This is a genomic window from Mycolicibacterium sp. XJ1819 (assembly GCF_053483675.1).
The window spans coordinates 236,985-243,642 of the sequence record NZ_JBEFST010000005.1 but is presented as its reverse complement, the minus strand read 5'-3'; the positions used below and the strand labels follow the sequence as shown (position 1 = coordinate 243,642).

Below are 6,658 nucleotides of genomic sequence, written 5' to 3'. Positions count from 1 at the left end.
CGGACCGGTCAATTCTGCGATGTCTGTTGACGCCGGGCGTGATCAGCTATCGCGCGTCTGTTGAATCTGATTCTTGATTTCTCGGTAGGCCTGTACTCGTGCCATCACCGCGTCGGCCGCCGAGTCCCTGGACGCGGTGTCGGGCGTTGCCTCAATCCCGTAGAGCATGGCGCTCAATTCTGCGTGCAGTTCGGCGCGTTGCTCCGCAGTCCGCGCGTCCTCTCGTTCGGTACGCAGTGAATCATCGACGCGGCGTGCCTCTAACGCACACTTCTCGATCAGTTCCACCCGACCGATAGCAGCGACTTCGAGATTGGCGATGGTCGTCTTTGCTTCCGCGAGGATTTTGCGGTCATCGGCGCTGGGCTTATCCAGGGCAGCCAGCTTGTCAGCAATTTTTTGTAAACCATGCGCTTTCTGGAGTTTGTCAGTAATTCCTTGGATATCGGCGGTGAAGTCGACATCGCCGAGCCACCCCGTGCGAGCAGCTTCCGAAGAAACGACGCGTTGCACCGCGGCCAGCGCCCATTCAACGAGCCCCGCATTCTTGCCGCCGAGCGTGTCGATGCGGTGTTGCTTCTGCCTACGGGCCTTCTCTTCGCGCTCACGTTTTGCAGCAGCCGCTTGAGCTGCTCGCTCCGCCTTGGCGCGCGCTTGCGCTGCAGCGCGGTGCTTCTCGCATGCCTGTAGCCCCCACACGATGACGCCAAGGACAATCGCGGCGCCGGCCAGGAGGCCGAGAAAGATCCACACCTCTTTCGGAATCACTGCGATCAGGAATAAGACAAAAAAGAGCAAGCCGGCAATACCCTTGCCGACGTCATCTGAACTCTTACCCATGGTTGGGGTTATCTGGTTGCGCGCCCATCGAGACCGACCCGAGGAGACGACGGCGCCGTCGTGAATATCGCAATCAACGAGCAGCACATGGTGGTTCGGGCAGAGGCGCAGTGTGTTGTCGAGCGTGTCCAGCCCACGAACGGTTTCTTCATGGGCAGTCCTCGACGTCGATCCGAACCACACCGAAGTCGATCGCGGTGTCTTTGGTGATGGTAGCCCCGGGCGGTGGTGTTGACGTACATACTTGCCAGTTCGCATCCAAGATCTGGTTGCGGCCCTGACCCGTAAGGTCGGTGGACCCGGAGTAGAAGATCTGATTTTCGGTTAGTGCTTGGATGGCGTCCTGGGCGTCTTGCAAGTTTCGGCCGATCAAATTCGGCATCGTCCACGACTGCGCCGCTGGCGCCGCTGTGGCGTCGGGAACGCTATGCGCAGGCACGCTGGAAGGCGCGACCGTGGGTGCTGTTGCACCCGTTACCGGACGTTCCGTCGTCACCGTAACGGTTTCGGCGGGCGGGGCCGGGGCGCTTGAGCACCCGGTGGCCACCGCGATTCCCGCTGCAATCGGCAGGATCCACCTCTGTTTCCCCATGTGCGAGATATTAACGGCGAGGCCGACAAGATCATTCGAAGTTCGTGCCAGGGCCATCGCACGGTGGCTGAGTCCCGCCCCGGCTACTCAACCCCTGGTGATCTTCTCGGCCTGTCTGCGCCGGTCCGACGCGGCGGGGTCCGGATTGGCCACCTGTACAAGCGAGGCGCCCACCGCGAACACCGCGAGTAGACGGTCTACCAGATCCTCGGCGCTGTCCCAGCCCGCGTCAGACAGCACCCGATCGGTTGCGGTCAGCCCCTGGGCGTTCGCCGAGGCCTGTGCCGCGGCGAGCACCTCGGCCACCGACCGGCCGTCCAGTGCGGGGCCGGGATGGCGTTCGGGCGTGATCTGGTCGCCGTGCACCCGCACGGCGGTGGCGTAGTCGGTGACGCCGACCGGGAGGTCGTCGGCGGGTTTGCCGAACGGATCCAGTGACAGCACCGCGACTTCGCCTGTGCCCGCGGCTTCGTCGGCCTCGTCGAGTCGATCGGCGGTGCACAACGCGATGTCGGCCTGCTCACCGGACAAGACGACTTCCGCACCGATCCACCAGATCCCGAACAGCGCCGCCGCGGTCTGCCAGTGCGCGGGCAACAGCACCGCCACCCTGCTGGCCGGTCCGGCCCCCAACTCGTCGCGTAACAGGTTGCCGGTCTTGGCCGCCCAGTTCGCCATTGTGGCCGTGGACAGTTCGATCCGCTCGCCGCTGGCGTCGTCGTAGTAGGTGATCCGCGGGCCCGCCGGATCGGCCGCCATCAGGGGGTCGAGAATCGCGGAACTGACTGTGGCCACGTCTAGTTGACGCACTCGGGGTCGTCAGAACCGGCGGTGAGGATCCGCGACGGCGGCGGTACCTGCTCCGAACCGGTGGCTCCGACGGTGACGGCGTCGACGGTGGTCACCGTCGGATCCGTCCCGTCCAGCCCGGAACCCGGGCCGGTGTAGTCGTCGGCCAGCACAACTCGCACCATACCCGGCGGCACCGACGCGTCCTCGACCACCGGCAGCCCGCCGAGCTCCTCCGAAATGGCCTGGGCGCCAAGGTCGTCGGACCTGGCGGCCTGTACCTGGCTGCCGGTGACCGGGTCACCCTCGTGATTTCCGGTCATGCCGCGGGTGAAGCCCTTGTTGGTCAGCACCTGCGAGACCGCTGCGGCCAGTCCGTTGATGTCGGTGGCGTTGATCACGTCGGTGGTGGTCTTGTCGGGCGTGTAGGCGATCTCCTCGGTTTTGCCCTCGTCCTGGTCGTGAAGCAGACCGGAGACCCAATCCTTGACCTGCGACGCGTCCACCCGCACCACACTCTGCATGCCGTCGTCGCTCCAGCCGTTCTCCTGGAGCACGGGGATGGTGGCGAATGCCACGTTGCCCGCCGCGAGCTTCTGCAACTGCTCGGCGAACTCCATCACGTCCCAGCCGTCGGAGAGCACCACCGAGCGCTGTACGGCTTGCTGCAGACGGTTCAGCGTGGCCGGGCTGGACAGCGTCTTGCTGGAGATCACCTCGTGGGCCAGCGAGGCCATCACCGACTGCTGGCGCACCACGCGGTCCAGGTCGCCGCGGGGCAGATCGTGGCGCTGCCGCACGAAGCTCAACGCCTGCGGCCCGTCCAGCTTCTGCCAGCCGGCCGGGAAGTCCGCACCCGAAAGGGGTTCGTACACCGCCTCTTTCAGGCAGACATTGACGCCGCCGAGCGCGTCGGTGATCAGCGCGAAGCCGAGCAGACCGACTTCCGCGTAGTGGTCGACGGTGACGCCGGTGAGGTTGGCGACGGTCTTGATCAGCGCCTCGCGGCCGGCCTCGGTGGCCTGCGGTTCGGCCTCGGCGGGGTCCATGCCCTTTTCCTCGACGAGTTCGGTCTTCTTCTCCATGTGTTCAGAGCCGTAGACACCGTTGATCTTCATCTTGCCCACGCCGGGCGCGTCGACGTAGGAGTCGCGGGGGATGGAAATCGCCGTCGCAGACTTTCCGTTGTTGGGGATGCGCACCAGGATGATGGTGTCGGTGTTGGTGGCCACGTCGTTGCCGGCCCTCAGCGTGGCCAGTTCCTCGGCCGACAGCGGGTTGCCGTGCGCATCCGTGCGACTGTCCATGCCCACCAACAGGATGTCGATGGCGCCGTCCTCGCCGCCCTCGCCGAGCGCGAACGACGAGATGTGATTGATCCCGGATTCGAACGACCGGATCGTGCTCCACGCGGCCCCGGTGCCGACCACGACGGTCAGCGCCAACGACACGGCGGCGACACGGAGTGTGCGGGCGGGCATCACGCCAGGTTACTTGCGAACCGGGCGGGAAGCCGGTAGCGCGGGTCGGCGTGCCAGACTCGTCATCGTGTGTTCGCCGAAGTCAGCCCGAATCGTTATCAGCGGCGCGGGCGGTCTGGTCGGCCGGGTTCTGGCAGATCAGGCCCGCAGGCAGGGCCGCGACGTGTCGGCGCTGACGTCGTCGCAGTGGGACATCACCGACGCCGACGCGGCGCGGCGGTTCGTCGCCGCGGGCGACGTCGTCATCAACTGCGCGGCCTACACCCGGGTCGACGACGCGGAGAACGACGCCCAGCGTGCGCACGCGGTCAACGCTGACGGGCCGGGCCACATCGCGCGGGCCTGCGCGGCGGTGGGCGCCAAGCTCATCCACATCTCCACCGACTACGTGTTCTCCGGTGTGTTCGACGGTGCGCCGCGGCCGTACGAGATCGACGACCAAACCGATCCGCGCAACGTGTACGGCCGGACCAAGCTGGCCGGTGAGCGCGCGGTGCTGGCCGCGATGCCCGACGCCAACGTGGTGCGCACGGCGTGGATCTACGAAGGCGCCGACGGTTCAGACTTCGCGGCGGCCATGCGTCGCAAGGCGATTGAGGGCGCGACGGTGGAGGTGGTGGCCGATCAGGTGGGCTCACCGACCTATGTCGGCGATCTGGTCGCGGCGCTGCTGGAGGTGGCCGACCGGGACATCCGCGCGCCGGTGCTGCACGCCGCGAACGCGGGCGAGGCCAGCCGTTTCGAGCAGGCGCAGGCGGTGTTCGAGGCCGTCGGCGCGGATCCGGCGCGGGTGCGGCCCGTCGGCAGCGACCGCCATCCGCGGCCCGCGCCCCGACCGCAGTACTCGGCGTTGTCGGGTGCGCGTTCGGCCGAGGCGGGGCTGACGCCGCTGCGAGGGTGGCGTGAGGCGCTGGCCACAGCGCTGCGCCCGCTACCCTCGACGCCGTGAGCGACAGCTGGGCATCACGTGTGTGACGAATTGGTAGTGGTGACGGTCACGTATTCGCCGGGGCCGCACCTCAACCGGTTCCTGGCGTCCTTGTCGATCGCCACCGACCGGCCCGTGACGGTGATCATGGCCGACAACGGCTCCACCGACGGCACCCCGGAGCAGGCGGTCGATCACTATCCCAACGTTCGGCTGATGCACACCGGCGCCAACCTCGGCTACGGCAGGGCGGTGAACCGGGCGGTGCGTGAGCATCTGACGGACCCCGGTGACTGCGAATTCTTCGTGGTCGCCAACCCCGACGTGCAGTGGGGCCCGCACAGCATCGACATCCTGTTAGAGGCCGCCTCGCGATGGCCGCGCGCGGGCGCGTTGGGGCCGCTGATCCGTGATCCCGACGGTTCGGTCTACCCGTCGGCGCGGCATCAGCCCAGCCTGGTCCGCGGCGGCATGCACGCGGTGGTGGGCCCGCTGTGGCGGTCGAACCCCTGGACGGCCGCCTACCGCCAGGAGCGACAGGCGCCCAGCGAACGGCCGGTCGGCTGGCTGTCGGGATCGTGTCTGTTGCTGCGGCGGTCGGCGTTCGACGAGGTCGCCGGCTTCGACGAGCGTTACTTCATGTACATGGAGGACGTCGACCTAGGGGATCGGCTCGCCCGGGCCGGCTGGCAGAACATATACGTGCCCTCGGCGGAGGTTTTGCACGACAAGGGCCACGCGACGGGGCGTGATCCGGCCCGCAACTTGGCGGCCCATCACACGAGTACCTACACTTTCCTGGCGGATCGCTATCCGGCGCGGTGGCAGGCGCCGCTGCGGTGGACGATCAGGGGCGCCCTCGCCGCACGCGCGGGGCTGGTGGTTCGCAGTTCTCGGCGCAGGCAGGCGAAAGGACGGCCCTAGCGTGAATCCCGCAGAAGTCGACGCCGTCGTACTGGTCGGCGGCCTCGGCACCCGGTTGCGTCCCTTGACGCTGTCCGCGCCCAAGCCGATGTTGCCGACGGCCGGCCTGCCGTTTCTGACGCATCTGCTGTCGCGGATCGCCGACGCGGGCATCGAGCACGTGGTGCTGGGCACCTCGTACAAGGCCTCGGTGTTCGAGTCGGAGTTCGGCGACGGCTCCAAGCTGGGCCTGCAGATCGACTACGTGGTCGAGGACGAACCGCTGGGCACCGGCGGCGGGATCGCGAACGTGGTGCCCAAGCTGCGCCACGACACCGCGGTGGTGTTCAACGGCGACGTGCTGTCGGGCTGCGATCTGCGCGCGCTGCTGGACTGTCATGAGAACAGCAAGTCGGATGTGACGCTGCATTTGGTGCGCGTCGGCGACCCGCGCGCCTTCGGTTGCGTGCCCACCGACGCCGACGGCCGGGTCACCGCGTTTCTGGAGAAGACCCAGGACCCGCCGACCGACCAGATCAACGCGGGCTGCTACGTGTTCAAGCGCGAGGTGATCGAGGCCATCCCCAGGGGCAGGGCCCTGTCGGTCGAGCGGGAGGTGTTCCCGGGCCTGCTGGCCGACGGCCTGCGGGTGTGCGGCTACGTCGACGCCACCTACTGGCGCGATATGGGCACCCCCGAGGACTTCGTGCGCGGGTCGGCGGATCTGGTGCGCGGTATCGCACCGTCGCCGGCGCTGCGCGGGCAGCGCGGCGAGGAGTTGGTGCACGACGGCGCCAGCGTCGCGCCCGGTGCGCTGCTGATCGGCGGCACGGTCGTCGGCCGTGGTGCCGAGATCGCGGGCGGCGCGAGGCTGGACGGCGCGGTGATCTTCGACGGCGCGAAGGTCGGCGCCGGCGCGGTGATCGAACGCTCGATCATCGGGTTCGGCGCGCGCATCGGCCCGCGCGCGCTGATCCGCGACGGGGTGATCGGCGACGGTGCCGACATCGGCGCGCGCTGCGAATTGCTGCGCGGCGCGCGGGTGTGGCCGGGGGTCACCATCCCCGACGGCGGCATCCGCTACTCCACGGACGTCTGACGCGAGACTTCGCCGCGCGAGCGCTC

Annotated in this window: 7 protein-coding genes; 3 read left to right on the top strand and 4 right to left on the bottom strand. The window is 67.9% G+C overall.

Annotation, left to right across the window (positions count from 1 at the left end; translation table 11 throughout):
• Positions 1 to 42 precede the first annotated feature (42 nt).
• Genes ABQE89_RS07670 through ABQE89_RS07655 form a run of 4 tightly spaced genes read right to left on the bottom strand, consistent with a single transcriptional unit; the run spans position 43 to position 3,702 of the window.
• The gene (locus ABQE89_RS07670; protein ID WP_448415691.1) at positions 43 to 1,023 is read right to left on the bottom strand and encodes a hypothetical protein; all 981 of its coding nucleotides are present in this window, start codon (positions 1,021 to 1,023) and stop codon (positions 43 to 45) included.
• Positions 989 to 1,489, bottom strand: coding sequence for a PASTA domain-containing protein (locus tag ABQE89_RS07665; RefSeq protein WP_448415690.1), 501 nt, complete (start codon positions 1,487 to 1,489; stop codon positions 989 to 991). Before ABQE89_RS07665 ends, ABQE89_RS07670 begins: the two co-directional genes overlap by 35 nt.
• 30 nt (positions 1,490 to 1,519) lie before the next feature.
• Positions 1,520 to 2,227, bottom strand: a complete 708-nt coding sequence (locus tag ABQE89_RS07660) for a TIGR03089 family protein (protein WP_448415689.1) — start codon at positions 2,225 to 2,227, stop codon at positions 1,520 to 1,522.
• A 2-nt stretch (positions 2,228 to 2,229) separates the two neighbouring features.
• Positions 2,230 to 3,702: an LCP family protein gene (locus ABQE89_RS07655; RefSeq protein ID WP_448415688.1), complete on the bottom strand. Its 1,473-nt coding sequence runs from the start codon at positions 3,700 to 3,702 to the stop codon at positions 2,230 to 2,232.
• A gap of 67 nt (positions 3,703 to 3,769) precedes the next feature.
• Between ABQE89_RS07655 and rfbD the strand changes: the two genes are divergently transcribed.
• From rfbD to ABQE89_RS07640, 3 genes are read left to right on the top strand one after another with little or no spacing between them, the layout of a single operon-like run.
• Positions 3,770 to 4,651, top strand: coding sequence for a dTDP-4-dehydrorhamnose reductase (rfbD, locus tag ABQE89_RS07650; RefSeq protein ID WP_448415687.1), 882 nt, complete (start codon positions 3,770 to 3,772; stop codon positions 4,649 to 4,651).
• 18 nt (positions 4,652 to 4,669) lie between these two features.
• Positions 4,670 to 5,554: a glycosyltransferase family 2 protein gene (locus ABQE89_RS07645; RefSeq protein ID WP_448415686.1), complete on the top strand. Its 885-nt coding sequence runs from the start codon at positions 4,670 to 4,672 to the stop codon at positions 5,552 to 5,554.
• 1 nt (position 5,555) lies between these two features.
• A complete protein-coding gene (locus ABQE89_RS07640; RefSeq protein WP_448415685.1) occupies positions 5,556 to 6,632 on the top strand; it encodes a mannose-1-phosphate guanylyltransferase ManB in 1,077 nt (358 codons plus the stop codon).
• Positions 6,633 to 6,658 lie beyond the last annotated feature (26 nt).

Coding starts and splice junctions, on each gene's coding strand:
- ABQE89_RS07665 (WP_448415690.1), bottom strand. CDS start 1,489: ATGGCCCTGGCACGAACTTCGAATGATCTTGTCGGCCTCGCCGTTAAT.
- ABQE89_RS07655 (WP_448415688.1), bottom strand. CDS start 3,702: ATGCCCGCCCGCACACTCCGTGTCGCCGCCGTGTCGTTGGCGCTGACC.